We start from the raw sequence: 25,351 nt of genomic DNA on the forward strand, positions 1-25,351 counted from the left end.
AAAGTCACATGAGTTAAAACTCAAACTGATAGAGCAAATCCAATGCCTGATCGATGCCCGATACAGCCTGCAGGTAAAGCTTCGGCATCAACCGATAGCGCAATGTCAGGGTTGCCAGCGAGTCAAATATCCCGACACCATATTTCACCTGTAAACCCGGTAAAACATAGCCACTGACCACGACCTGAGAACTGTCTCCCACGCCCTGAGTATCCAGCGCCAGATTGCTGACACCAAACGCCTCACCGATTTTACCCACAAGTTTACCACTTTGCGCAACCCCTAACCCGATAAGAGCTGAGGTCATTGCGCCGCTGTCACCACCAGAATTGTCTAATCCTTGCCCGCGAAGCAGGTAGGACAAGGCTTCCTGCTGCGACATCGCCGGATCTGAGAATATTTCAAGTTTAGGTGCATCGGCCTCGCCGGTGACGCGTAAACCGGCCACAACATCATTTTCTGTCGCTTCCGGGTTACGGATGGCTTCCAGATTAAGCAACGGCTGATCCGCCGGGCCGGAGAATAACAGCTGTCCTTTGCGCACAATTAAGTCCTGACCGTACGCATGAAAACGCCCGGACGGAATATTGATTTGCCCGTTCAGACCCAACCCGCGGCTGTCCTGCGCCACTTTCAGCGCACCTTCGAGGCGGGCTTTCAGACCAAACGCATCCAGACGCACATCCGGACCGATATTCACCATCAGATTGCTGTTGATTGGAATCGAAGCCGAAACCGGCGCGATCGGCTGACGTTGATCGTTAAGCATCACTTCATCCGACGAAACGCCCACGGCGCTTTCCGGCAATTCCTGCACGGTAATACGCGCCCACGGAATATCCACGGTGCCATTGAGAGAGAACAATTGCGGCGTGGCGTCAAACACCAGATCCGGCGATACATCCAGCCGCACCATCGGCGGCACGGAAACGCGGACTTTATTCCCGCGCGCGGCAATACGGGCGCGCCAGGCGTTGATTTCGCTCCAGTCGGCGTTACCGTTCAGCTCCAGCTGGCCCTGAGCGGTTTTGATAACGCCTTCCATAATCGACGACATGCCATTGAAGTTGATGTTGATATTGGCATCCGTGATATCAAACGGCATAAATTGCCCGTCGAAATCGACGCCGGTCAGCGCCATTTTGCCGAAGACCTGCGGTTTTTGCGCATCACCGCCCAACCGCAGATTCGCATTCAGGATACCGGACGCTTTCTCGCCATCCATCAGTGCGGGTTGCAGCAATGCCATAGAAATACGGGCGATATTCACGTTCCCGCTGAGGTTACGTTTCCCTTGCGGATCGGCGATCTGAATATTGCCGTCAAGCTGCCCGTTATGGGCAATTTTGATCAGCCAGTCGAGACTCGCACGGCCATTGTTCAGCCCGGCATTCAGGTTCAGCGTATCGAACGCCACTGGCAGCGGATTACCCTGCACCAGTTGCTGCACTTTCACGCCTTTGCCCACCAGCGAAACACTCGCCTGCGGCAAACCGCCTTCCGCTTTCCAGCTTACGTCGGCTTTGCCGCTGAACGTCCCGCTCAGTTGCGTATCATCAGTGAGGAAAGGCTTGATCATCGCCAGATCAAAGCGGTTCAGCACCACACTGGCCTGCCCGCTGGCACCGGCATCAATGGTTTTCGGCACGCATAAATCCGCGTTCGGGTTCTGCCAGCAGTGCGGCCCGACGGTGATCCGCTGCTCTTTATTGAAATAATCCAGCGCGATAGAACGGTTGAGACGCCATTGCCCGACCGGCGTATCAAACGACGTATTGTTGATATTGCCTTTCCATTCTTCGGTTGCGCGGTCAAAACTGCCGGTCAGCGCCAGGCGCCCCGAGACCGGTTTGCCCTCCACTTTCAGCGTCAGCTGATGCTGCTTTTCATTGCCCTTGGCGTCCAGATTAATATCCGAAATATCCAGCGCATCCTGTTTAAGCTGCTGGACGCGCACGGCGAGATTGCCCTGAATCTGATCGGTGGAACTGACGTCGCCCTTCACATCCACGCGTCGCACCGTCAGCGCCTGCCATTTCAGGCCGGTGGCAGTCAGATCGGCCAGCAGCTTCGGTGCTTTCAGGTCGCCGCGCAGTTGCAGCATCCCTTTCGCCACACCGCCCAGCCCCGGCAATGCGCCGTCCAAATGCGGGGCGTCCACTTTGGCGTCCAGATTCCAGGTGTCGCTGAGCTTACCTTTCACATCCAGATTATTGCGGCCCAGTTCAAGGTGTAGCTGCGGAATATCCCACTGCCCGTAGCTGTTTCCGCGCACGTTGCCCTGCGCCTTGACGGCGTTTTGTTTGACGTTACCGGTCAGATCCAGCACCGGAACCTGCATCTGCCACGTGCCGCCGTACAGGCTGCCGCGCGTGGTAATTTTGCCCTGCAACTTCGCGGGCCATTCCGGCCACTGTTTGGCGGTATTAATCCCCGTCAGTTTCAGTTCGCTGTTCCAGCTGATCGCTTTGCTCCAGTCGACCACGCCGGTCAGATCCGTATTCCCCTCAAGCGCTGCCAGTCGCAGCAACGTCAGCTTAAATTGCTCAACGTTGCCTTTACCGTCGACGGTCAGCGTGGCAGGCGGGATCTGATCACCTTTGAAATCCGAACGCAGGGAAAGCGCGTAATCCGTCGCTTTACCGCTGAAATTCAATTTAAAGCCTTTCACCTGGTACTGCGGCGTGCCGGTCAGCGGCCACTGCAACGCATCGCTGCTGAGTTTCAGATCCAGCGGCAGTCCGGCTTCTGCCAGTTGAGTCTGCAATGCCAGCTGAGCACGCACCGGGCCGGAAAGGTTCAGCCCCACATCAAGCTTATCGCGCAGACCCCCGGCGATTTTGAGCTTGATCTTCTCGCCTTTAAGCGGATCGAGATTCACGGCGGTGTTGACCGTCATATCCACCGGCCAGTTTTGATTCAGCGTCGCCTGCCCGATGCCGTCCAGCGAACCCTGTGGCGAACGCACCTGCAATTTATCGAGCTTAACGATCTGATTTTGCGTACTGGCTTTCAGTTCGAAACGGGTGATGAGCACATCGGTGTCACCGGTCAGACGCAGGTTTTCACCGAGAATTTGCTGAATATCCAGATCGACCGGCAGACGGAAATCCGGTAATTCAGGCAACAGCGGTTTGGCAAACAGCGCCTGTAAAGTTTCACCCAGTGGCTTTTCAGGTACGACAACGGCCGGTTCCGCCGGTTTTCCGGTGGCTTTTTCGACCGCTTTGTCCTGCGCCGCCTGAACAACTTCCGGTAACGGATTGACCGGCGTTTTAGGTAAGGCAATCAGTAACCCGCCGATATGCGTTGGCATCAGCTGAATCGCCCGTCCTTCCCAGTGCGCGCCGGTGCGGAATGACGCCAGAGAAATCGCCCGGTCATCGAGCGTCACGTTGATATTATCCAGCGTCAGCACGCGCAGCGTAATCGGGTACGGCGTGCTGAGATTGGTCAGCGGCTCACTGTTTTCTGGCTGAGGTTGCTCCGCCGCGGGCGTCATTTCTTTGGTGTTCACCACCACATTGACGTCTTTCACGCGGAGCGCATTCACGCACAGCGCGCTGTTTTTCAGGCACGAAAAATCGAGCGAAAGATGGAATTCTCCCGCTTTCACGTCGACGCCCGGCATTTCGTAATGCACACCTTTCAGGGTGAGATCACGCCATCCACCTTCCGTGCTGGCGATATTCAGCCCCGGTACAAAACGGTTCGCACCGTTGATCATCAGGTGCAGGCCGGTTTGCGTACCGACTAAAAACGCCACCAGGCTGATGATCAGCAGCAGGAAGATCAGGAAACCCAGGCAGATTTTCTTAAATAAACTCATAATTCCGGACCTAAACCGATGTAGAACTGCAATCCATGCTCATCTTTGTCGCCAACGGGGGCGGCAACGTCTAATTTCACCGGGCCGATAGGTGAAGCCCAGCGCACGCCTACGCCCGCACCGGTTTTGAAATCATTTTGCGTGATGTCGTTCACCGCTTCGCCGGAATCGACAAACACCGCGCCCCACCATTTTCCGGTCACGTTGTACTGATACTCCACCGAACCGGTGCCCAGATAGGAGGCACCGGTCAGCTTGCCGTCATCGTCGCGCGGGGAAATGGATTTATATTTATAACCACGAATGCTGCGGTCGCCACCGGCGAAGAATCGCAGGGAAGGCGGCACGCGTTCGAAGTCATTGGTTTCAATCCAGCCCAGATTGCCGCGGAATACAAAACGATGTTTTTCGGCCAGCGTGCGGATCCAGACGTTCTGCGCCTGAATCACGGCGAAATCGACATCCGAGCCCCAGGTGGTATCCGAAACATCCAGAGAATAACGTTGGGAATCGCCCCAGGTGGGCATCAGTCCGCCGCGCTGACGCGTACGGTTCAGGCTCACACCCGGATATATCAGCATCGTCGTGTTGGTGACGCTACCTTGGGTAAAGTGGTCGAGGCTCCAGCGCAGGTTAACGGCGTGCTGCCAGCCGCTGGACAGATCCCAGTAACGGGCCAGATTCACCGTGGTGGAATCGGAGTTGGTGTCGTTCAGGTCTTCACGTTTGAAGCCGCCCTGAACCAGGTAATACTGTTCGAGCGGAGATTTCAGCAGCGGGATTTTATAGCTGAGATCCAGCGATTGTTCAGGGCCGGAAAGCGTCGTAGAGGTTTCAAAGCTCTGACCGCGATCGTTTACCCACGGTTTTTTCCAGTTGGCCGTCAGACGCGGGCCGATATCCGTCGAATAGCCGACACCGGTTTCAATCGTGTTTTCGGTGCGCGGCGAAACCAGCGCATTCAGCGGCAACGTTTTTGTAGTTTTAGCATCAGTAAAATCTGGTGACACAACGACCGAGTTAAACCACCCGGTAGCGGACAGGCGGCGGTTAAGCTCAGCCAGTTGCGCAGACGTGTAATAATCGCCCGGCTTAAATGGCACCAGATTTTGCAGATATTCATCGCGGATCTGCGAGCCCTGATAATGAACGTCACCAAAGCGATAGCGGTCGCCGCTGTCGAACTGGATATCCCAGAACGCTTTATGTTCATCTTCAATCACGCCCAGCTGGCTTTTACGCATGTTGGCATCAAAGTACCCTTTGCGCACGGCCTCACCGGTCAGAGAACTTTTAAAACTGTCGTAGGTGCCGTGGTTCAGAATGGTGCCTACCGCAGGAACCTGCGCTTTCTTGAGTTTCTCAAACTCATCATCTTTGGCCGCCTGCCCTTCAATGACGACATTCGTACCGGCAATTCTAACCGGCGTACCCGGCGTCACTTTCGCAATCAATACCGGGCGGCCCGGCGGAGGGGTTTCGCGGTAATCGAAATCGATCGTTGGCGAATAATAGCCTAAAGGCCGCAAGCCCTGCTCAATGGCGGCGCTGACACGCGCGCGAAACCGCCCGTTAGCCCCGACTTCATCACTTTGAATTGAAGATAAGCGAACGCGAACGTTCCTTTCCAAATCGCCATCCAGGCCTTCCAGCTGCAAACGCACTTTCGCTGCCATGGAGAGTGAGGGGGCCATCAGCACACATAACAAACCCAGTTCACGATATCGTGGCACACGCACTCCTGCTAATTTTGCTTTCCTGTTAAAAAATTCGTTACCCGTCGGGGTAGTTCTGCTCGTTTCTGGCAGATTCATCTTTCCAAAGTCAGATGACAGCAGTTTAGTGCTAATCCCCTGAAAATGTTCAACGACGAAGCAACGTTCCCCGTATTGTGTGCAAAGACGCAATCAGATACAACTAAGAGTGGCCTGTTAGTCACTCTTATTCACTCAGACCTTTTGTTACAAACCTTGTTCATTTAAGCAACAGCTGGAGTTTTCCGTGGTGCAACTTTCCGATAAAACGCAACCTGTCCATCACGAGGATGTGTTACCTGGCCGTACAACCCCGATGCCAGTAGCAACGATTCATGCAGTCAACGGTCATTCAATGACACATGTGCCTGATAATATGGAAGTCGCCATCCTTGCGATGGGCTGCTTCTGGGGCGTTGAGCGTTTATTCTGGCAGCAGGAAGGGGTTTACAGCACAGCCTCCGGTTACAGCGGCGGTTTCACACCGAACCCGACTTACCGCGAAGTATGCACAGGCCAGACCGGCCATGCTGAAGTCGTCCGCGTGGTGTTTGACCCGGCGGTTATCAGCTACGCGAAGTTGCTGCAAATTTTCTGGGAGAATCACGATCCGGCTCAGGGAATGCGTCAGGGCGGCGATATCGGGACACAATATCGCTCTGCATTATATGTGCTGAGTGCAGACCAGCAGGATCAGGCGCTGGCCAGTCTGGCGAGTTTCCAGCAGGCGATGGACGACGCGAACGATAAGCGCACCATCACCACGGAAATTACCGAAGCCCTGCCGTTCTATTATGCAGAAGACGATCATCAGCAATATCTGTATAAAAACCCGGAAGGCTACTGCGGATTAGGCGGTATTGGCGTCTGTTTACCGCCGCAATAATGCGGGATTTTTAAGCGCTGGCGGCAGTCTTAGTGCTGCTGCTATACTATGCGGGTCACAAATGTGGCCCTTTAAAACTATTTCTGGCAATTATCTTTGTTTTTCATCCTTACGCTTTTTTCTTATGAACTGCTTTTTACGGCTTCATTTAAAAAGATGTTCTTTTAAGCAACAAAAATAATGAGAGCCTTTCCCTGCCGGTTCACTCCGGTGTTAAACGGATAGATTATGTTAAACAGTATTTTACTGATTCTTTTACTCATCGCGATCAGTGCATTTTTCTCACTGTCAGAGATATCGCTGGCGGCTTCCCGCAAAATCAAACTTAAACAGTTGGCAGACGAAGGAGACGTCAATGCCGCACGCGTAATGAAATTACAGGAAACCCCTGGCCTGTTCTTTACGGTGGTTCAGATCGGCCTGAATGCCGTCGCCATCCTCGGTGGTATCGTCGGCGATGCCGCGTTCTCCCCCGCTTTTCAGACTTTCTTCATCCGCTTTCTGTCCCCTGAACTGGCGGATCAAATCAGCTTTATCTGTTCCTTCGTCCTGGTCACCAGCCTGTTCATTCTGTTTGCTGACCTTACGCCGAAGCGCATCGGTATGATTTCACCTGAGTCGGTTGCCGTCCGTATAGTCAACCCGATGCGTTTCTGTCTGATGATTTGCCGCCCGATGGTCTGGTTCTTTAACGGCATGGCGAATATGATTTTCCGGCTGTTCAAACTGCCGATGGTGCGTAACGACGACATTACTTCCGACGATATTTATGCCGTGTTTGAAGCCGGTGCGCTGGCTGGCGTGCTGCGTAAACAGGAACATGAGCTGATTGAAAACGTGTTTGAACTCGAATCACGTACCGTTCCGTCGTCCATGACCTCGCGTGAAAGCGTGATCTACTTTGACCTGCGCGAAAGCGAAGAAAGCATAAAAGAGAAAATCGCCACGCATCCGCATTCCAAGTTCCTGGTCTGCGATGGTCATATCGATCAGGTCGTCGGCTACGTCGATTCCAAAGACTTACTGAACCGCGTGCTGGGCAATCAGAGCCTGATGCTGAGCAGCGGCGTGCAAATCCGCAATGCGCTGATTGTGCCGGATACCCTGACACTCTCCGAAGCGCTGGAAAGCTTCAAAGCGGCAGGCGAAGATTTCGCGGTGATCCTCAACGAATACGCGCTGGTGGTGGGCATTATCACCCTTAATGACGTGATGACGACTTTGATGGGCGACCTTGTCGGTCAGGGCATGGAAGAACAGATTGTGGCTCGTGACGAGCATTCATGGCTAATTGAAGGCGGTACGCCGATTGAAGATGTCATGCGTGTGCTGCACATCGAAGAATTCCCGCAGTCCGGCAATTATGAAACCATCGGCGGCTTCATGATGTTCATGCTGCGTAAAATTCCAAAGCGTACGGATTTTGTGAAATTTGCCGGTTATAAATTCGAAGTTGTGGATATCGACAGCTACAAAATTGATCAGCTGCTGGTGACCCGCATTATCGATCAGCCTGTGACTCCGCTGCTGCCAAAAACGCCGCAGGAAATTAAAGACGAGAAGAAAGCACAGGCATAACGCCATTCGTTCTTTGTTCTCCGGAAAGACAAACGGCCCCAAAAGGGGCCGTTATTGTTTGCGCAAGCTGCTCGTAAAAGGCGGCAGCGACGACGCGCCGGGCTGTCAGCCCATTTCCGCCTGCAGGTGCGTCACCTGGCGGTTAACTTCAGACATCACGCTAAAATGGCGCTTATCCCGGACCTTTGGCAACAGGATTTTGCCTTGGTCAAACTCGAACGCGCCGACGTCTTTAATATACAAACGCCCACGAAACAGTGTCTTGACGTACTTTGCGACTTTCATCGGATTGTAACGCTGGAAGATTCTCATTTTTCTACTTTTCTCCGTTAAATCACTGCATGCACCAGCCACGTCGCAAGGCGACAGATACTGGGGCAGAAAAAGGTCGTTTGCAGTGAAGAGACCTATAACATAGCAGGGCAGTCAGGTATTGCCAGTATATTTAACTGCTTTTACATTGCTTTTCAGTATTGTCTTAAGCCTTGACGTTAAATAGCAGTATAACCCTGCTTTATGTGGCAATTTTGTAACCTGCAACACAATTTTAACAACCCAACAGGACAGACCACTTGGGCGATCCTATGATGGAGTGGACTGTTCTTTTGTGCCCCGGAGAATCTATGCTTTTAAGAAGTCTTTTTGTGATCACTTTTATGACATTTTCACTTTTTGCGTCCGCCCATAATTTCACGGTCGGGCAACGCGTGGCTCCCGTTGGCGTAGACGACAAAGGCGAGCTCAACGACGTCAATGACCAGTTCAGCTACAGCAAGTGGAACAGTGCGAAATTGCCGGGCAAAGTCCGCATCGTGCAGCACATGGCGGGCCGAAGTAGCGCCAAAGCGCTCAATGAACCGCTGATCACCGCCATCCGTGCCGCAAACTTGCCGCACGACCGCTACCAGACCACCACGATTGTTAACACAGATGACGCCATCATCGGCACTGGCATGTTCGTGCGTAAAAGCATTGAAAGTGGCAAACGTGAATTCCCGTGGTCACAGGTCATTGTCGACAGCAACGGAACGGTGAAAAAAGCGTGGGAACTGCAACCGGAAAGTTCGGCGGTCGTCGTGCTGGATAAAAATGGCGTGATTAAATTTGCCAAAGACGGGCCACTGACACCGCAGGAAGTGCAGCAGGTGATTACGCTGGTGGATCAGCTGGTGAAAGAATAAGAAGGAAAACCCCGGCGTGAAACCGGGGTTTCAGTATCAGAACAGAGAAACGCGGAAGCCCGGATTCAGGAAAGATTCACGCGGCGTATACGTCAGCGTCTGCCCTTTCCAGTCATGCACCTGCGCACCGGCAGCCAGCGCCACGGCGTGACCCGCGCCGGTATCCCAGATATTGGTCGGTCCGAAGCGCGGATAAAGTTGCGCAGAACCTTCCGCCACCAAACAGAATTTAAGCGATGAGCCGATGGCGACGGTCTGATGCTCGCCCAGTTGCGCCAGGTAATCCTGCAATTCCGGATCATTACTGAAATGAGACCGGCTGACGACGACCAGCGGCGGATGCGCTTCGAGCACCTGAATCTGCTGACGCTTGCCCTGCTCTTCCTTCCACGCCTTGCCTTCTGCCGCGCTGTACATCACCTGGGTCACCGGCACATACACCACGCCCAACACCGGCACACCGTCTTCGATCAGCGCGATATTCACGGTGAATTCGCCATTACGTTTCAGGAATTCTTTAGTGCCGTCCAGCGGATCAACCAGCCAGTAACGCGTCCATGTCTGACGCTCACTCCAGTTTTGCGGATCTTCTTCCGACAACATCGGCGTCTGCGGATCCAGCTTTTGCAAACCGGCTTTAATCACGTTATGCGCCGCAATATCGGCTGCGGTGACCGGCGAATCGTCCTTTTTATGGCGCGCATCAAGCGGCTGTTCGCCGTCATAGACAGCCATAATGGCATCGCCCGCCTCACGCGCTAACTGACAAATTTGCTCTAACATCTTTCACCTCAAGGCTTTGATTCTCATTTCTCAAGCCTAGTTTTTTTTACCGCGAATAGCCATCCCGTAATGTTATCAGGTCAACGTATTGGCGGTGTAAATACGCCATAAAGTTGTTACAACTCACATTTATTTATGACAACTGATTACATTCTCAGCAAATTTTGAGATACATATCCGGTTTTTCTTTTCCGGGCGTCGCCCGTTCTCTGGAGGCAAGGCAATGAATAAGCGTCATCTGACGTTATCCCTGTTAGCTATGCTCGTCGCGACATCAGCGGGCGCGGCACAGGTGGATCTGCGCATCATGGAAACCACGGATCTGCACAGCAACATGATGGACTTCGATTACTACAAAGATAAACCAACGGACAAATTTGGTCTGGTGCGCACCGCCAGCCTGATCCACGCCGCGCGAAAAGAAGTGACCAACTCCGTGTTAGTCGATAACGGCGACATCATTCAGGGCAGCCCGCTGGGCGATTACATGGCGGCAAAAGGCCTGAAACAGGGCGATGTTCATCCCGTTTATCTGGCCATGAACACGCTGGATTACGCGGTCGGAAATCTGGGGAATCACGAGTTTAACTACGGCCTGGATTACCTGAAAAAAGCGCTGGCCGGGGCGAAATTCCCTTACGTAAATGCCAACGTCATCGACGATAAAACCGGTAAGCCGCTGTTCACACCGTTCCTCATTACCGACAACGCGGTGAAAGATCGCGACGGCAAAACGCATAATCTGCGTATCGGCTACATCGGTTTTGTTCCACCACAAATCATGGTCTGGGACAAAGCGAATTTGCAGGGCAAAGTCACCGTTGCAGACATCACCGAGACCGCCAAAAAATGGATCCCGGAGATGCGTAAACAGGGCGCGGACATTATTGTCGCTATCCCCCACTCCGGTCTGTCCGGCGATCCGTACAAAACCCTGGCCGAAAACTCGGTGTATTACCTGAGCCAGGTGAAAGGCATCGACGCCATTATGTTCGGCCACGCGCACGCCGTATTCCCGAGCGAAGAATTTGCCAATATTAAAGGCGCGGACATCAAACAGGGGACGCTGAATGGCATTCCTGCGGTGATGCCGGGCATGTGGGGCGACCATCTGGGCGTAGTCGATATGGTCTTAAATAACGACGGCGACGGCTGGAAGGTGGAAACCGCGAAAGCCGAAGCACGCCCGATTTATGATAAAGCGCAGAAGAAATCGCTGGCCGCTGAAGATCAGGATCTGGTGAAAGTTCTCGCGCCTTCTCACGACGCCACCCGCGAATTTGTCAGCAAGCCCATCGGCAAATCTAACGATAATATGGTTAGCTATCTGGCGCTGGTGCAGGACGATCCGACGGTGCAAATCGTCAACAATGCGCAGAAAGCCTACACCGAACACTTCATTCAGGGCGATCCGGATTTAGCGAATCTGCCGGTATTATCCGCTGCGGCACCGTTCAAAGTGGGTGGGCGTAAAAACGATCCGGCCAGCTATGTCGAGGTGGAAAAAGGCGAACTGACGTTCCGCAACGCCGCAGATTTGTATCTTTACCCGAATACGCTGGTGGTGATGAAAGTCACCGGACAGGAAGTAAAAGACTGGCTGGAATGCTCCGCCGGGCAGTTTAATCAGATTGACGTGAACAGCACCAAACCGCAGTCGCTGATTAACTGGGACGGATTCCGTACCTATAACTTCGATGTGATCGATGGCGTGAATTATCAGATTGATGTCAGCCAGCCGGCGAAATATGACGGCGAATGTACGCTCATCAACAAAGACGCTGAGCGCATTAAAAACCTGACGTTTAACGGTAAACCTATCAATCTGAAAGCGACTTTCCTGGTCGCCACAAACAACTACCGTGCGTATGGCGGAAAATTTGCGGGCACCGGCGATACGCATATTGCCTTCGCGTCGCCGGATGAAAACCGTTCTGTGGTGGCCGCGTACATCAGCGCAGAAACCAAAAAGCACGGTGCGGTTACGCCAACGGCGGACAACAACTGGAAGCTGGCAACGATTAAAGCGCCGCAACCGCTGGATATCCGCTTCGAGACGTCGCCGGGCGACAAAGCCGCGGCCTTCATAAAATCTCACGCACAATATCCTGTCACCGCCAAAGGGTCGGACGATATCGGCTTCGAGGTTTATCAGGTCGATTTGCAAAAATAACCGGTCCCTCAAACGCTCTTTCGGGAGCGTTTTTTCTTTCTGTACTTCCTTTGAGCTATAGCCTTACCTATAACATGTATTTATAATGTATGTTATAGATTACTTCATTTAACGAGGCTTCATCATGGACTATCGCGACCAACCTCTTGGCGCTCTGGCCGTTGCCATTCCGCGCGCAACCCGTCTTTTTCGTCAGTACGATCTGGATTTCTGCTGCGGTGGCAAACAAACGCTTCTGCGCGCCGTGACCAAAAAAGAGCTGGATATCGACGCAATTGAGCAGCAACTTGCTGAAATTGCACAGCAGCCGGACACTTCCACTGACTGGAAAACCGCACCTCTGGCGGAGATCATCGACTTCATTATTCCGCGTTATCACGATCGTCACCGTCAGGATCTGCCTGAGTTGGTGCTAATGGCAGATAAAGTCGAACGCGTTCACGGTGACAAACTGCCCTGCCCGCACGGTCTGGCGGTTCAGTTACAACGGATCCTCGACGAACTGACGCAGCATATGATGAAAGAAGAACAGATTCTGTTTCCGATGATCCGAGGCGGAATGGGCCGTCAGGCCGCCGGGCCGATTTCAGTGATGGAACGTGAGCATGATGATGCGGGCGATATCTTGGAAGAAATCAAACGACTGACCCATAACGTGACGCCGCCGGAAGGTGCCTGTGTGACCTGGCGTGCGCTGTATGCCGGCATTAACGAATTCATCACCGACCTGATGGAACATATCCATCTGGAAAATAACCTGCTGTTCCCGCGGGCATTACGCGGCGAGTAATTCCGCTTTCAGTAAACAGCTGATTCGTAGAATGAAAAGATAAAAAAAGGGCGCAAATGCGCCCTTTCGTTTCTGGTTTCCGCGAGGAATTACAGAATTTCTAACAGCTCAACTTCGAAGACCAGCGCGCTGTAAGGAGGGATGGAAGCACCCGCGCCACGTTCGCCGTAAGCCAGGTTATGAGGGATATACAGCTCCCATTTAGACCCGACTGGCATCAGAGTCAGTGCTTCAATCCAGCCAGCAATCACGCCGTTAACCGGGAATTCAGCCGGCTCGCCACGCTGCACGGAGCTGTCGAATACCGTACCGTCAATCAGTTTACCGGTGTAGTGAACACGCACGCGGTCCTGACGGCCCGGGATCGTGCCTTCGCCCTGAGTAATCACAGAGAATTGCAGACCGGATTCGGTGCTGCTTACGCCTTCGCGCTGTGCATTTGCAGCCAGGAACTCCTGACCCTGAACGGCCAGAGCTTCCTGACGTTCACGACGAACAGCATCAGCACGTTCGTGGACTTCACGCAGTGCGCGGTGAACCACATCAACAGGAACGGCTGGCGTATTCCCTTCCAGCGCGTCACGTAAGCCTGCCAGCAGTGCGTCAGGCTCTAAGCCCTGCAAACCTGATTCCTGCAACTGTTGACCGACCTGCAGGCCGATACCGTAACTTGCCTGCGCTTCTACGCTGTCAAATGAAGGGGTAGTCATGAATTTTCCTTAGCTCTTAAAAATGTCGAACGCGCAGCATAGCAGCGCAAGGCTTTTGGGTAAAATTCTCTGTGAGGCAACTTGACGCCTGACGCAGTTCCTTCCACTTTTCGATAAATTTTTCGTATTTGCCGCTATTTAACACATCGTTTGGGTGATATTTATGCTTTGCCCCTTTCCGCATCAAGCAGTTAAACGGCTATACTAGGCAGCAACAGGCAGTCGAAATTGTGACAGTGAAAAAGAGAGGTTGTCATGGGCAGAATCCCGCCCAGGAGAAGGAAAGCCGTCCGTATTTATCAACCCATGTTGAGATCCTGGATTGCCATTATGAAAAGGCCGATGCAAGACACGACAGCGCAAACTGAAAACGAAGAGGAAGAAAACGCCGGGCAAACCGGTCGAGCTTCTTCTGCTGTGACGAAAAGCAAAACGCTGCTGAGCAAAATCTGGCATATGAGCGACGATTTCCACTGGATGTCGCCTCTGCCATACACGCATCGTCGTGGCATCATTATCAGTGTGCTGGTGATCCTTCTGGCACTACTTTGGCCTTACACGCCGGAAAATACTTACGCGCCTTCACAACCGCAACAACCGACCAGCATTCCAATGCAGGCTGATTTGCGTAACGATCAGGGCCGTACCACGCAGATGGCGGAACCGGATCCGGTACAGCCGCAGGTGAACGACAGCGCAGGTACCTGGCGCAATTATCAGGTTCAGTCCGGTCAGACGCTGGCTCAGCTGTTCCGCGACAATAATATGGCCGTGAATGATGTGTTTGCGATGGCGCGCGTTGAGGGCGCTGATAAGCCGCTGAGCACGCTCAAAACGGGCCAGCAGGTGAAGATTCAGCGTGATGCGCAGGGTGTGGTCACGGCGTTACAGGTGACGACGGAGCAAAATGTGACGGTGACGTTTACACGTCAGCCGGATGGCAGTTTCCAGCGCGGAAACTGATCGTCAAAAAACTGCGCCTTCTTATTTCTCCCTGGATGAAAATTCCCGGACGCAGAAAAGCAAAACGCCGGCACAAGGCCGGCGTTTCACTGGTTTACATCCGCGTTATTACGCTTCAGCAACCACGATCACGTTCAGTTTAGCGAACACATCGCTGTGTACCTGGAATTCCACTTCGTGGTCACCAGTAGTACGCAGGACGCCATTCGGCAAACGAACTTCGCTTTTAGCAACTTCAACACCAGCAGCAGTTACTGCATCAGCGATATCGCGAGTACCGATAGAGCCGAACAGTTTGCCTTCGTCGCCTGATTTAGACGCGATGGTTACTGAACCCAGTTCGTTGATTTTAGTTGCGCGAGCTTCAGCAGCAGACAGAACGTCAGCTAATTTAGCTTCCAGCTCTGCACGGCGTGCTTCGAAAAATTCAACGTTTTTCTTGGTAGCAGGAACAGCTTTGCCCTGTGGTACCAGGAAGTTACGAGCGTAGCCCGCTTTAACGTTAACTTGATCACCCAGGCTGCCCAGGTTTGCTACTTTATCAAGCAGAATAACTTGCATTACCTAATCCTCTCAGAGTCGTTAATTGACAGTTGCCGATTACTGATGACGATCAGTGTATGGCAACAGAGAAAGATAGCGTGCGCGCTTGATACAACGAGCGAGCTGACGCTGGTATTTTGCACGAGTACCGGTAATACGGCTCGGGACAATTTTACCACTTTCGGTAACGTAGTTTTTCAGCGTAGCGATATCTTTATAATCAATCTCTACAACGCCTTCCGCGGTGAAACGGCAGAACTTGCGACGACGGAAATAACGTGCCATTAGGCTAGTCTCCAGAATCTATCAAATCAATCTGCTCGGCATGTAACACCACTTTATTCAGTCCATTGCGCCCTTGATGGCAACTAATGAATCCGGTAACAGTGAGTTGCGTGCCGACCGTTATACTGTGAGTTAATGCTTGTGACGCTTGTCCGCTGACAACGATGGGCATTCTGCACCATGCTTGTCGGCTAAATCCGGCTTCCTGCTGCTGCGAGCGGTGCTCAAGCACAAACTGGCAGTGAGGAATACCCGAAGGACTGACTTTACGAATGGGGGTCTTGCACACAGTGCCTGACAACACCAGACGATTCGCCGTCACGGCAATTACTCTTCAGAATCCCCAGCTTCAGCATCATCATTAGCTTCAGCAAAGTCTTCACGACGATCACGACGTTCGTCTTTTGCTTTAACCATTGGAGATGCTTCAGTTACCGCGTGTTTAGTACGCATAACCATGCTACGGATAACGGCGTCGTTGAAGCGGAAGTTAGTTTCCAGCTCATCGATCGCTTCCTGCGGAGCTTCAACGTTCAGCAGAACGTAGTGGGCTTTGTGCAGTTTGTTGATCGGGTAAGCCAGTTGACGGCGGCCCCAGTCTTCCAGACGGTGAATCTGACCAGCAGCGTTAGTGATTACTGCACTGTAACGCTCGATCATGCCCGGAACCTGTTCGCTTTGGTCAGGGTGAACCATAAATACGATTTCGTAATGACGCATAGAATTGCTCCTTACGGATTATTCAGCCTCCTGTCAGGGTCAACCGCGGCCCATGGAAGCAAGGAACGTGTTTGTTGTGCGGTCGAAAAAATGACGCGCAATTATATGTACAGCCTGTGGGAAACTCAAGGAGAAAGGTAGATTAATTTCTCTACAACTTTGCGGCGAAGAATGCCGTGCTTTCCGCCAGCGCGTTAACCGACACTTTATGCTTCGCATCGGCTTCAGAAATGAACGTCAGGTTCGCGTCTGCGTCATTATCCGCGAGCTCCTGCCGCAGGCGCTGACTTTCGCCGAACGGGACGACATCATCCTGTTCGCCATGCCAGACAAACAAAGGTTTTCCGGCAATTAAAGCCGCTTTCCCGCTGACATCCAGGCTCAATAACGGTGCAAATTCACGTTCAAACGCGTCGCGTTGCGCGGAGTCTTGCGTGTCGTAAGCCGCAAAAAGATGGTGCGATAACGGTGAAAAATAGCCGGAGCCCATCAGATTCGCCGCCACTTTCACCCACGGAAATTTTACCAGCGCGGCCATCGTCGTCATTCCACCCATCGACACACCACCGACGCCGAGTCTTTCCGGGTCAGCCAGACCTTTGCCGACAAAGTGATCTTTCAGCACCGGTAACTCGTCGACGTTGCCCTGCAAAATGCCCCAGAAATTCGCCAGCAACCGGGCTTCATCGCCATCTGCGCGCGCACCATGAAGCCGGGCATCAGGCAAGATAACGCGAAATCCGGCCTTCGCCAGCGTGTAGCCAAAATAGGAGTAAATTTCTTTCGACGACGTAAAGCCGTGATAGAAAAATATCGTCGGGAGTTGCTGCTGATATTGTCCAGCAGGAACAGCATGAATCACCTGGATCCCTTCAATATTTTCTTCGTACATCTCAACCATCTGATACTCCCTTTACGCCTTCTGGCAAACGAGTTTAGCTTCAGTCTGTTTTTCATTTTACCGGCCTGCCACTGAGCGACCACAACCTTTTTCGCATGATTTATAACCATTTACTGAAGTGAAACTAAAATCAGTCATTTCCACCTAATTCAAATTCACATTTTTTGAATAACTTCATTGATTCAGATCAATTTTTAATGAAATAACTGGTTACATTTGATCATTAATCCTTTCCTGTTTGCCGCCGTTAGTGCGCTTACATAAGCAAACGGAAAAACCCCATGAATACGGCATCAAAACGTGTATTTCGCCGCTGGAGCATAGGCGCAAAACTGGCCAGTATTGCTTCACTGCTGGTCGGCACCCTGTTTATTATTTTCACTTTGTCTCTGACGCATTCTGCCGGGCGACAGGTTAATGCGCTGGCCGTTAACGCCATTTCAGAACAGGTGACCGGCGTCGTTGACATGATTGAGATGTATAACGCCAGCCTGAATGCCGAAGTTGACAGCTACACGCGTTTATTCAGCCATTTCCTGCCAGAGAATTTCGAACTCGATACCGCCAGCCCGGTGAGGGTCGGCAGTGAGTCTGCGCCGGTGATTAAAGCCGGCGGGAATCCCCTGAATCTGGATACGCGGATCCCCGATGATTTTCTGGCGCGCACCGGGGCGATTTCTACTGTTTTTGCCCGCCGTGGCGACGACTTTATCCGCGTGACGACTTCGCTGAAAAAGCAGGATGGCACCCGTGCTATCGGGACGTTGCTCGACAACACCAGCCCGGCGTATGCAAAAATTATGGCCGGACAATCCTTTAGCGGCCTCGCGACGTTATTTGGCAAGAAATACATCACCAAATATCAGCCGGTACGCGACGCACAAGGTAGCGTGATTGGCATTCTGTTTGTCGGTGTGGATATCACGCAGGAATACGCGGATATGCGCTCCAAAATTTTATCCAAGCGCATCGGGGAGAAAGGTTATTTCTTTGTGCTCAACAGCGCGCCGGGGAATGATCTCGGCAAGTATCTGGTGCATTCCACGGATGAAGGCAAAACTCCGGCGTGGCCGGACGGTGAGTTGCAGCAGGTGATGTCGCAACCGCATGGCGAACGCGAGTACACCGATCCGGCCAGCCAGCATCAGCAATTTATTGTCTATGCGAATGTCCCCGCGTGGCATTGGGTGGTTGTGGGCAGTACCGACAAAGACAGCCTGATGGAACAGGTCAACAGCACGCGGAATCGCTTCCTGATGATCAGCCTGCTGGCGCTGGCGTTGTTCGCGGCGCTCTTTATGGGGCTGACGCGAAAACTGGTCAGCCGCCCGCTCAGCGACGTTGTGCTGATTGCCCAGCAATATGCCAGCGGTGATTTGCGGGCCCGCGCGCAGACGCAGCGCGTCGATGAGATAGGTTCCCTGATGCACGCCATCGACGGGATCGGTCACGGTCTGGAAAAAATTGTCGGCGAAGTGCGTCAGGTGTCTTCCGAAATCATGGCAAATACCCACGGACTGGCGCACGACAGCGATCAAATAAACCGGCAGATTGGCACGCAGGCGAGCAGTCTGGAAGAAACCTCGGCCAGCATGGAGCAAATCACCGCCACCGTACAGAACACCGCGGACAACGCCACGCAGGCAACGCGGCTGGTGCAGCAAACCGATAAAGCCGCCACGGTCGGCGCGGATGCGGTAAATCAATCCGTCGAAAGCATGGAAGCTATCAAGCATGCCTCAACGCGCATCGCGGATATCACCACGGTCATCGAAGGCATCGCCTTCCAGACCAACATTCTGGCGCTGAACGCCGCCGTGGAAGCCGCCAGAGCCGGTGAACACGGGCGCGGATTTGCGGTGGTCGCTGCCGAAGTCCGGGCGCTGGCACAACGCAGTTCGAATGCGGTGAAAGAGATTGAAAACCTGGTCGCCGATTCCCTGAGTAAAGTCGAAGACGGCCATCAGAGCGCGGCCAAAACGCAGGCGAATATGAGCGATATTCTTACCGGCATCCGTCAGGTGAAAGTGCTGATGAGCGACATCGATGTGGCTTCGCACGAGCAGTCTTCGGGGATTTCGCAGGTTAATATAGCCATCATGCAGATTGGTAAAGCGACACAGGAAAACGCCACGCTGGTGGAAAATTCACGGCAAACCGCGGCGGCGCTCAGCGAACAAGGCCGTCACCTTTCTCAACTGGTGAGCGTGTTTAAAATTTCCGAAAGATAAGACGTGCGTCGCGCGGTAATAAACACCGCGCAGACTCGCCAGCACACCGGTGAAAGGGCTACACTCAGACTATCGCCCTTTTACCGGATATCACGATGAAATCCCTCCGAATCTCCGCCGCACTGATGTTACTGGCTGTTCTCAGCGGTTGCAGCAACATGATGCAGACAACACCCGTTCCACCGCCCGCGCCGACGGCAAAAGCGCAGGAAATTACCCGCGCCCAGACATCAACGCTGACCAAAATCGGCAGCATTACCGCCGAAGCCATTGGCAGCCCGATGGACGTCGAAGCGGAAATCCGGCGCAAAGCCAATGCGGCGGGTGCGCATTATTACGTCATCATGTTTAACAGCGAAACCATTGTGCCCGGCCGCTGGTACTCTCAGGCGACGCTTTACCGCTAATCATTCAGCGCCGATCGCACGGTTGATCAGTAACTGACACAGACGCTCAGGCAGCAGTGTTTCCCCGCGCGGATCCAACACCATCCGGCACCACGCGTCGGCCATGGGCGGCGAAGCGAATTCCAGCATCTGCGTGGCCGCCAGCAGGTTAAACAATTGCCCGGTTAGCCAGCGCCCCTGCGCTTCTTGCGGTGAACGCAGCCGTTGCAGGAACTGGCGTGAAGCACGGTCAAAAATCCGGTTTTGCCCGCGCACCTGATGCAGCAGATGTTGCAGCATTTCTCCGCTGGCGGGCAGCTTTTTGAGGGTTCTCAGCACGTCGAGGCACATCACGTTCCCGGAACCTTCCCAGATGCTGTTCACCGGCATTTCGCGATACAAACGCGGCAGTTCGCTGTCTTCGCAGTACCCGATCCCGCCTAATACTTCCATCGCTTCCGCCACAAAAGGCATGCCCTGACGACAGACTTCAAACTTGGCGGCGGGCGTCAGCAGGCGGCACAAAATCTGTTCAGCCGGATTATCGCGGGCACCGGTCGCAGCGCCCAGACGCATCAGCAGCATCGTTTGCCCTTCCAGATGCATGGCCATCCGGCTCAGGGTCTGGCGCATCAGCGGTTGTTCAATCAGCGGCTTACCGAAAACCTGCCGCTGGAAGGCGTGATACAACGCCACGGATAAAGCCCGGCGCATCATGGCGTGGCTGCCCAGCGCACAGTCAGAACGCGTATGTCCGCCCATCTTCAGGATATGGCGTATACCTTCGCCCTCTTCGCCCAACAGCCATCCCGTCGCATCCTGAAACTCCACTTCGCTGCTGGCATTCGAGCGGTTACCAAGTTTGTCTTTCAGGCGTTCAATGCGGATGGCATTGCGTGAACCGTCCGGCAGAACTCTTGGTAAAAAGAAGCAGGAAAGCCCGCCGTCGGCCTGCGCCAGCACCAGATGTGCATCGCTTTGCGGCACCGAGAAAAACCACTTGTGGCCGGTCAGATGGTACGGTTTTCCACTGCCACGGCCTTCCAGCGCAACCGCCCGCGTGGTGTTGCTGAGCACATCAGAACCGCCCTGTTTCTCGGTCATGCCCATGCCGATCAGCACACCTTTCTTCTGATCGCCGGGCTGCAAATGTGGATCATAGCGGTCAGATAACAGCGGTTTGAGCCAGCTGCGAAATTCCGCAGGCAGGTATTGTTGTAAAAGGGGAATCGAGCCGAAAGTCATCGTCACCGGGCAAAGCGTTCCAGCCTCGACCTGCGCATGCAGGATGAAACGCGCCGCCCGCGCCACGGAGGAGCCGATACGCGCATCCTCCTGCCACGGCAAATTATGCACGCGGTTAGCAATCAGCCCCTGCATAAGCAAATGCCAGGCCGGGTGAAAGCGGACATCGTCAAGCCGTTCGCCGGTGGTGTCATAGCGCAGAAGATCGGGCGGATTCGCATTCGCCAACCGTCCGAGCTCCAGCGATTCGGCGGAGCCCAGCTGTTGCCCTAAAGAAGCCAGCACGTCATTGTCCCAACCCGCCTGCTGACGTGAAACGGCTTCACGCAGCGGCGTATCGGAGAGGAATAAATTGCTGTTACTCAGCGGCTTGGGTTGATTGAAAACCCGATGTGTTTCCCAGTTCATCGCCTGCTCCCTTTCAAAAGGATGAGGTATCAGTATGGTAAAAAACGGGGAATTAACAGGCGCGCAGATCACAAAGGCAGAAATGCAAACGGGAGCCCGAAGGCTCCCGTTTTATGGCATGAAGTCAGAAAACTGAAATCAGCTTTTTTTCAGACCACGCTGGCGTACCGCTTCGAACAAGCAAACACCGGTCGCGACGGATACGTTCAGGGAAGACACGCTGCCCGCCATCGGAATGCTGATCAGTTCGTCGCAATGTTCGCGGGTCAGACGGCGCATACCTTCGCCTTCTGCGCCCATCACCAGCGCCATAGGGCCGGTCATTTTGCTCTGGAACAGGTCATGATCCGCTTCGCCCGCCGTGCCGACGATCCAGACATTATGTTCCTGCAATACGCGCAAGGTACGCGCCAGATTGGTCACGTTAATCAATGGTACGTTTTCTGCCGCGCCGCTGGCGACTTTTTTGGCTGTCGCGTTCAGTTTTGCAGAACGGTCACGCGGAACGATAACCGCATGAACACCCGCCGCATCAGCGGTACGTAAACACGCGCCCAGATTGTGCGGGTCAGTTACGCCATCCAGCACCAGCAGGAACGGGCAATCGAGGCTTTCCAGCAGCGCAGGCAGATCGTTTTCCTGATACTGACGGCCTTCGCGCACGCGGGCAATAATCCCCTGATGCACGGCACCTTCGGATTTCTCATCCAGCCACTGGCGACTCGCCACCTGAATCACAATGCCGCCCGCTTCCAGCTCGTCGATCAGCGGTTTCAGACGTTTGTCGTCACGGCCTTTCAGGATAAAGACTTCCAGAAAGCGCTGCGGATCGTTGTCGAGTAAAGCTTTAACGGAATGAATACCGTAGATAATTTCGCTCATGATGCTCTTTAAAATAGACTTGCGGACAGCATGCTGTCCGCAATTGAATTAACAGTATTGCGGGCGATTCTATCACAGAACAATCGCCCGTCTGGCTTAGCTTTCTACTGACTTTTTCTTCGCGCGCTTGGCTTTGGTGGCCGATGCAATTTTCGCCGTTTTGTCAGAAGGCTTTTTAGCTTTCTTCGGTTTGCCGTCTTTGCCGACTGCGCTAACCGCTTTCTCTTTCTTCGGTTTAGCCGCCGGTTTTGCGTCGTCTTTACGGAAGGCGCTGTCCGGCTCGAAGTTCACGTTTTTCTTGCCAGTACGGCGACGCCCGGCATTGGCAGGTGCGGTAGAACGCATGGAACGTTCACCGCCTTTTTTGGCGCGATCGCGGGCTGTTTTGCCTTCACCACGTGCTTTACGGGTGCTGGAAACCAGTGCGAAATCGATTTTGCGCTCGTCCATATGCACGGCTTCAACGCGGATTTCTACCGTATCGCCCAGGCGGTAAACCGCGCCGGAGGATTCACCGACCAGGCGCTGCCCGATGTTGTCGTAACGGTAATAATCGTTGTCCAGCGAGGACACGTGCACCAGGCCGTCGATGAACAAATCGTTCAGGCGCACGAAGAAGCCGAAGCCGGTCACGCTGGCGATAATACCGGTGAAGACCTCGCCGACGTGATCTTGCATGAAGTCACATTTCAGCCAGTCCGCCACGTTACGGGTGGCTTCGTCCGCACGGCGTTCAGCCATGGAACAGTGCTCGCCGAGCTGCAACATGTCTTCATAGTCACTATGCCAGCCGCCAGTTGGCGTCCAGCGGTCTTTCAGCGTGCCGTGCTCTTTCGCCAGCAGATATTTGATGGCGCGGTGCAATGCCAGATCCGGATAACGACGGATTGGAGACGTGAAGTGCCCATAAGACTGCAATGCCAGACCAAAGTGGCCGCGGTTTTCCGGGTCATAAATCGCCTGTTTCATCGAACGCAGCAACATCGTTTGCAGCATTTCGCGGTCAGGACGATCCGCCAGTTCATCCATAATCTGAGCATAATCTTTTGGCTCAGGTTTCAGACCGCCGCCCATGACCAGACCCAGTTCACCCAGCACACTTCGCAGCGCGGAGATATGGTCGTCGCTTGGACGGTCATGAACACGGAACAGCGCCGGTTCGTTATGTTTTTCAACAAAACGTGCCGCCGCGATGTTCGCGAGGATCATGCACTCTTCAATCAGTTTGTGCGCGTCGTTACGGACGGTTGGCTCGACACGTTCGATACGGCGCTCAGCGTTGAAGATGAATTTGGCTTCTTCTGTTTCAAAGGCGATACCACCGCGTTCTGCACGCGCCTGATCCAGCACTTTGTACATGGTGTGCAGTTCAAGCAGATGCTTAACCAGCGGGCTGTACTGCTCGCGCAGCTCGGGGTCGCCTTCGATGACGCGCCAGACTTTGTTGTACGTCAGACGTGCATGGGAGCTCATCACCGCTTCGTAGAATTTAGAGCTGGTCAGCTTGCCCTGCGCGGAGATTGTCATCTCACAGACCATACAGAGACGATCAACCTGTGGGTTCAGGGAACACAGGCCGTTTGACAGGACTTCCGGCAGCATCGGGACAACCTGCGACGGGAAGTAAACGGATGTCGCACGGCTGCGTGCTTCATCGTCCAGCGCGGTGCCGTGGCGGACGTAATAACTGACGTCAGCAATAGCCACCCACAAGCGCCAGCCGCCACCGCGTTTTTTCTCGCAGTATACGGCGTCATCGAAGTCGCGTGCGTCTTCACCATCGATGGTGACTAACGGCAGGCTGCGTAAATCGACACGGCCTTTTTTGGCTTCTTCCGGCACCTGTTCGCTCAGGTCTTCGACCTGTTTCAGAACCTGTGGCGGCCAGACGTGCGGGATTTCATGAGTACGCAGCGCGATATCCACCGCCATGTTGGTGCCCATTTTATCGCCCAGTACTTCAACGATTTTACCGACCGCTTTGGTGCGGCGGGTCGGACGCTGTGTCAGCTCAACCACCACCATATACCCCATGCGCGCGCCGTTAATAGCATCGGCTGGGATCAGAATATCAAAGCTCAGACGGCTGTCGTCTGGCACCACAAAACCTGCACCCGCATCGGTAAAGTAACGACCGACAATCTGGCTGGTTTTTGGCACCAGAACGCGCACGATACGCGCTTCACGGCGGCCTTTACGGTCGGTGCCGACCGGTTGTGCGAGCACCACGTCGCCGTGGATGCACATTTTCATTTGTTCAGCAGAAAGGTAAACGTCGTCTTTCTTAACGCCTTCAAGGCGCAGGAAACCATAGCCATCGCGATGGCCAATGACGGTGCCTTTAAGTAAGTCCAGACGCTCCGGCAGCGCGTAGCACTGGCGGCGGGTGAAGACCAGTTGTCCGTCACGCTCCATCGCGCGCAGACGACGGCGCAGGGCTTCCAGCGCTTCTTCTCCGGAAAGATTCAGCTCATTCCCAATCTCTTCCCGGCTGGCGGGCGTTTCACGTTTGGCGAGATGTTCGAGAATAAATTCGCGGCTGGGAATAGGTGATTCGTATTTTTCTGCTTCTCGTTCCAGGAATGGATCTTGTGACATAGCGATTCCTCCGTTGTCATCAGCAGTTTGTTGAAAGTCTTTCATTCAACAAGCAATAATTTGTAGAGCGTTGAGTTGTCTTTGACCATATCGGCCAGAGTGTACTGATTCAGCTCATCAAGAAAATGTTCTACAGCAGTGTGCAGGACGTGTTTTAGCCGGCAAGCGGGCGTGATATGGCAAAAATCACTCTCGCAATTGACCAGTGACAGCGGTTCGAGTTCGCGAACCACATCGCCAATGCGGATTGTCTCTGCGGGTTTCCCCAGTTTAATGCCCCCGTTTTTGCCACGGACAGCGGTGACCAGGCCCGCACGGCTCAACTGATTGATGATTTTCACCATGTGATTGCGCGATACACCATAAACTTCGGTGACCTGCGAAATATTGGTCATCTGATCGCCTGGCAGCGATGCCATATAAATCAACGCTCTCAAACCATAATCAGTAAAACTCGTTAACTGCACACATACCTCTGGGTAGTTGTTTACCCGGTCTTTCCACG

22 protein-coding genes are annotated in these 25,351 nt (G+C 53.6%); 8 read left to right on the forward strand and 14 right to left on the reverse strand.

The genetic code is table 11. The features are described from left to right. Window positions 1–13: 13 nt before the first annotated feature. Together tamB and tamA are read right to left on the reverse strand one after the other, a co-directional pair. The gene (gene tamB / locus BV494_RS14510; protein WP_104923513.1) at window positions 14–3,829 is read right to left on the reverse strand and encodes an autotransporter assembly complex protein TamB; all 3,816 of its coding nucleotides are present in this window, start codon (window positions 3,827–3,829) and stop codon (window positions 14–16) included. After that, window positions 3,826–5,523, reverse strand: coding sequence for an autotransporter assembly complex protein TamA (tamA, locus tag BV494_RS14515; protein WP_439958387.1), 1,698 nt, complete (start codon window positions 5,521–5,523; stop codon window positions 3,826–3,828). The genes tamB and tamA overlap by 4 nt, the downstream gene beginning before the upstream one ends. A 310-nt stretch (window positions 5,524–5,833) precedes the next feature. Here tamA and msrA point away from each other — a divergent pair, with 310 nt between their 5' ends. Then, window positions 5,834–6,469, forward strand: coding sequence for a peptide-methionine (S)-S-oxide reductase MsrA (gene msrA, locus BV494_RS14520; protein WP_439958388.1), 636 nt, complete (start codon window positions 5,834–5,836; stop codon window positions 6,467–6,469). 228 nt (window positions 6,470–6,697) lie between these two features. Continuing rightward, a complete protein-coding gene (gene paeA / locus BV494_RS14525; protein ID WP_104923516.1) occupies window positions 6,698–8,047 on the forward strand; it encodes a polyamine export protein PaeA in 1,350 nt (449 codons plus the stop codon). Between the two features lie 105 nt (window positions 8,048–8,152). Here paeA and BV494_RS14530 read toward each other — a convergent pair whose 3' ends face one another. Then, window positions 8,153–8,359, reverse strand: coding sequence for a DUF1107 domain-containing protein (locus BV494_RS14530; RefSeq protein ID WP_013573785.1), 207 nt, complete (start codon window positions 8,357–8,359; stop codon window positions 8,153–8,155). Between the two features lie 311 nt (window positions 8,360–8,670). Between BV494_RS14530 and BV494_RS14535 the strand changes: the two genes are divergently transcribed. Next, complete coding sequence (locus BV494_RS14535; protein ID WP_104923517.1) at window positions 8,671–9,228, forward strand: YtfJ family protein; 558 nt, start codon at window positions 8,671–8,673, stop codon at window positions 9,226–9,228. 36 nt (window positions 9,229–9,264) lie between these two features. On the opposite strand, the gene cysQ is transcribed toward BV494_RS14535, so the two are convergent. Then, entirely contained in the window at window positions 9,265–10,011 is a 747-nt protein-coding gene (gene cysQ / locus BV494_RS14540; protein ID WP_104923518.1) for a 3'(2'),5'-bisphosphate nucleotidase CysQ, read from the reverse strand. A 223-nt stretch (window positions 10,012–10,234) separates the two neighbouring features. On the opposite strand from cysQ, the gene BV494_RS14545 reads away from it, so the two are divergent. Both BV494_RS14545 and ytfE read left to right on the forward strand, forming a co-directional pair. Next, window positions 10,235–12,184, forward strand: coding sequence for a bifunctional 2',3'-cyclic-nucleotide 2'-phosphodiesterase/3'-nucleotidase (locus tag BV494_RS14545; RefSeq protein WP_104923519.1), 1,950 nt, complete (start codon window positions 10,235–10,237; stop codon window positions 12,182–12,184). A gap of 124 nt (window positions 12,185–12,308) precedes the next feature. Further along, window positions 12,309–12,974, forward strand: coding sequence for an iron-sulfur cluster repair protein YtfE (gene ytfE / locus BV494_RS14550; RefSeq protein ID WP_104923520.1), 666 nt, complete (start codon window positions 12,309–12,311; stop codon window positions 12,972–12,974). Window positions 12,975–13,063: 89 nt separating this feature from the next. Here the strand turns inward: ytfE and bamJ are convergent, their stop codons facing one another. Then, on the reverse strand, window positions 13,064–13,684 hold the full coding sequence (bamJ, locus tag BV494_RS14555; RefSeq protein ID WP_095923686.1) for a BamJ family beta-barrel-assembly machinery protein: 621 nt from the start codon (window positions 13,682–13,684) through the stop codon (window positions 13,064–13,066). 255 nt (window positions 13,685–13,939) lie between these two features. On the opposite strand from bamJ, the gene BV494_RS14560 reads away from it, so the two are divergent. Continuing rightward, window positions 13,940–14,647, forward strand: a complete 708-nt coding sequence (locus BV494_RS14560; protein WP_104923521.1) for an OapA family protein — start codon at window positions 13,940–13,942, stop codon at window positions 14,645–14,647. 108 nt (window positions 14,648–14,755) lie between these two features. Here BV494_RS14560 and rplI read toward each other — a convergent pair whose 3' ends face one another. The 5 genes from rplI to yjfP form a co-directional block, all read right to left on the reverse strand. After that, a complete protein-coding gene (gene rplI, locus BV494_RS14565; protein WP_101078290.1) occupies window positions 14,756–15,208 on the reverse strand; it encodes a 50S ribosomal protein L9 in 453 nt (150 codons plus the stop codon). Window positions 15,209–15,247: 39 nt separating this feature from the next. Next, window positions 15,248–15,475, reverse strand: coding sequence for a 30S ribosomal protein S18 (gene rpsR / locus BV494_RS14570; protein WP_004392491.1), 228 nt, complete (start codon window positions 15,473–15,475; stop codon window positions 15,248–15,250). A 4-nt stretch (window positions 15,476–15,479) separates the two neighbouring features. After that, window positions 15,480–15,797: a primosomal replication protein N gene (priB, locus tag BV494_RS14575; protein ID WP_101078289.1), complete on the reverse strand. Its 318-nt coding sequence runs from the start codon at window positions 15,795–15,797 to the stop codon at window positions 15,480–15,482. A 5-nt stretch (window positions 15,798–15,802) separates the two neighbouring features. Further along, a complete protein-coding gene (gene rpsF / locus BV494_RS14580) occupies window positions 15,803–16,195 on the reverse strand; it encodes a 30S ribosomal protein S6 (protein WP_013573776.1) in 393 nt (130 codons plus the stop codon). 151 nt (window positions 16,196–16,346) lie between these two features. Next, window positions 16,347–17,096, reverse strand: a complete 750-nt coding sequence (yjfP, locus tag BV494_RS14585; RefSeq protein ID WP_104923522.1) for an esterase — start codon at window positions 17,094–17,096, stop codon at window positions 16,347–16,349. Between the two features lie 281 nt (window positions 17,097–17,377). Here yjfP and BV494_RS14590 point away from each other — a divergent pair, with 281 nt between their 5' ends. Both BV494_RS14590 and bsmA read left to right on the forward strand, forming a co-directional pair. Beyond that, window positions 17,378–19,327, forward strand: coding sequence for a methyl-accepting chemotaxis protein (locus BV494_RS14590; RefSeq protein WP_104923523.1), 1,950 nt, complete (start codon window positions 17,378–17,380; stop codon window positions 19,325–19,327). 95 nt (window positions 19,328–19,422) lie between these two features. Continuing rightward, complete coding sequence (bsmA, locus tag BV494_RS14595; RefSeq protein ID WP_104923524.1) at window positions 19,423–19,734, forward strand: biofilm peroxide resistance protein BsmA; 312 nt, start codon at window positions 19,423–19,425, stop codon at window positions 19,732–19,734. Here the strand turns inward: bsmA and BV494_RS14600 are convergent, their stop codons facing one another. The 4 genes from BV494_RS14600 to nsrR all read right to left on the reverse strand — a co-directional run bounded on the left by BV494_RS14600 (window position 19,735) and on the right by nsrR (window position 25,313). Continuing rightward, entirely contained in the window at window positions 19,735–21,366 is a 1,632-nt protein-coding gene (locus BV494_RS14600; protein WP_104923525.1) for an isovaleryl-CoA dehydrogenase, read from the reverse strand. A 138-nt stretch (window positions 21,367–21,504) separates the two neighbouring features. Continuing rightward, the gene (gene rlmB / locus BV494_RS14605; protein WP_104923526.1) at window positions 21,505–22,248 is read right to left on the reverse strand and encodes a 23S rRNA (guanosine(2251)-2'-O)-methyltransferase RlmB; all 744 of its coding nucleotides are present in this window, start codon (window positions 22,246–22,248) and stop codon (window positions 21,505–21,507) included. Window positions 22,249–22,344: 96 nt separating this feature from the next. Continuing rightward, entirely contained in the window at window positions 22,345–24,846 is a 2,502-nt protein-coding gene (rnr, locus tag BV494_RS14610) for a ribonuclease R (protein ID WP_104923527.1), read from the reverse strand. Between the two features lie 41 nt (window positions 24,847–24,887). After that, window positions 24,888–25,313, reverse strand: a complete 426-nt coding sequence (nsrR, locus tag BV494_RS14615; protein WP_104923528.1) for a nitric oxide-sensing transcriptional repressor NsrR — start codon at window positions 25,311–25,313, stop codon at window positions 24,888–24,890. Window positions 25,314–25,351: the final 38 nt, after the last annotated feature.

It is taken from the genome of Rahnella sikkimica, from assembly GCF_002951615.1.
Classification (GTDB): Bacteria; Pseudomonadota; Gammaproteobacteria; order Enterobacterales; family Enterobacteriaceae; genus Rahnella; species Rahnella sikkimica.

Excerpts from the sequence above, each read along its gene's own strand:
- ytfE (WP_104923520.1), top strand. The coding sequence starts at position 12,309 with ATGGACTATCGCGACCAACCTCTTGGCGCTCTGGCCGTTGCCATTCCG.
- bsmA (WP_104923524.1), top strand. The coding sequence starts at position 19,423 with ATGAAATCCCTCCGAATCTCCGCCGCACTGATGTTACTGGCTGTTCTC.
- BV494_RS14535 (WP_104923517.1), top strand. The coding sequence starts at position 8,671 with ATGCTTTTAAGAAGTCTTTTTGTGATCACTTTTATGACATTTTCACTT.
- rlmB (WP_104923526.1), bottom strand. The coding sequence starts at position 22,248 with ATGAGCGAAATTATCTACGGTATTCATTCCGTTAAAGCTTTACTCGAC.
- tamA (WP_439958387.1), bottom strand. The coding sequence starts at position 5,523 with ATGGCCCCCTCACTCTCCATGGCAGCGAAAGTGCGTTTGCAGCTGGAA.
- BV494_RS14560 (WP_104923521.1), top strand. The coding sequence starts at position 13,940 with ATGGGCAGAATCCCGCCCAGGAGAAGGAAAGCCGTCCGTATTTATCAA.
- rnr (WP_104923527.1), bottom strand. The coding sequence starts at position 24,846 with ATGTCACAAGATCCATTCCTGGAACGAGAAGCAGAAAAATACGAATCA.
- BV494_RS14530 (WP_013573785.1), bottom strand. The coding sequence starts at position 8,359 with ATGAGAATCTTCCAGCGTTACAATCCGATGAAAGTCGCAAAGTACGTC.
- bamJ (WP_095923686.1), bottom strand. The coding sequence starts at position 13,684 with ATGACTACCCCTTCATTTGACAGCGTAGAAGCGCAGGCAAGTTACGGT.
- cysQ (WP_104923518.1), bottom strand. The coding sequence starts at position 10,011 with ATGTTAGAGCAAATTTGTCAGTTAGCGCGTGAGGCGGGCGATGCCATT.
- BV494_RS14600 (WP_104923525.1), bottom strand. The coding sequence starts at position 21,366 with ATGAACTGGGAAACACATCGGGTTTTCAATCAACCCAAGCCGCTGAGT.
- paeA (WP_104923516.1), top strand. The coding sequence starts at position 6,698 with ATGTTAAACAGTATTTTACTGATTCTTTTACTCATCGCGATCAGTGCA.
- yjfP (WP_104923522.1), bottom strand. The coding sequence starts at position 17,096 with ATGGTTGAGATGTACGAAGAAAATATTGAAGGGATCCAGGTGATTCAT.
- tamB (WP_104923513.1), bottom strand. The coding sequence starts at position 3,829 with ATGAGTTTATTTAAGAAAATCTGCCTGGGTTTCCTGATCTTCCTGCTG.
- rpsF (WP_013573776.1), bottom strand. The coding sequence starts at position 16,195 with ATGCGTCATTACGAAATCGTATTTATGGTTCACCCTGACCAAAGCGAA.
- BV494_RS14545 (WP_104923519.1), top strand. The coding sequence starts at position 10,235 with ATGAATAAGCGTCATCTGACGTTATCCCTGTTAGCTATGCTCGTCGCG.
- rpsR (WP_004392491.1), bottom strand. The coding sequence starts at position 15,475 with ATGGCACGTTATTTCCGTCGTCGCAAGTTCTGCCGTTTCACCGCGGAA.
- BV494_RS14590 (WP_104923523.1), top strand. The coding sequence starts at position 17,378 with ATGAATACGGCATCAAAACGTGTATTTCGCCGCTGGAGCATAGGCGCA.
- rplI (WP_101078290.1), bottom strand. The coding sequence starts at position 15,208 with ATGCAAGTTATTCTGCTTGATAAAGTAGCAAACCTGGGCAGCCTGGGT.